Annotated in this window: 1 pseudogene; it reads right to left on the reverse strand. The window is 66.6% G+C overall.

The features are described from left to right. Positions 1 to 704: pseudogene (locus E1291_RS41565) on the reverse strand (DNA-directed RNA polymerase subunit beta); the annotation flags it as partial.

Consider the following 704-nt stretch of genomic DNA (forward strand, 5'->3'; position numbering starts at 1 on the left):
ACCGGCAGCACCTTGGAGATGACGCCCTTGTTGCCGTGCCGGCCCGCGAGCTTGTCCCCATCGGTGATCTTGCGCTTCTGCGCCACGTACACCCGGACCAGCTCGTTCACACCCGGCGGCAGCTCATCGCCCTCGTCACGGGAGAACACCCGCACCCCGATGACCTTGCCCTGCTCACCGTGCGGCACCTTCAGCGAGGTGTCGCGCACCTCACGCGCCTTCTCACCGAAGATCGCCCGCAGCAGCCGCTCCTCCGGGGTCAGCTCGGTCTCACCCTTGGGCGTGACCTTCCCGACCAGGATGTCACCCGGCACCACATCGGCGCCGATGCGGATGATCCCGCGCTCGTCGAGATCGGCCAGCACCTCCTCCGACACGTTCGGGATGTCGCGGGTGATCTCCTCCGGACCCAGCTTGGTGTCACGGGCGTCGACCTCGTGCTCCTCGATGTGGATCGAGGACAGCACATCGTCCTGCACGAGGCGCTGCGACAAGATGATCGCGTCCTCGTAGTTGTGGCCCTCCCACGGCATGAACGCCACCAGCAGGTTCTTGCCCAGCGCCATCTCACCGTCATCGGTGCACGGCCCATCGGCCACCACCTGGCCGACCTCGACCCGCTGGCCCTCGTCCACGATCGGCTTCTGGTTGAAGCACGTGCCCTGGTTGGACCGCTTGAACTTGGCCACCCGGTAGGTCGTGCG

The sequence above is a fragment of the Actinomadura roseirufa genome (genome assembly GCF_900659635.1).
GTDB classification, from domain to species: domain Bacteria; phylum Actinomycetota; class Actinomycetes; order Streptosporangiales; family Streptosporangiaceae; genus Spirillospora; species Spirillospora roseirufa.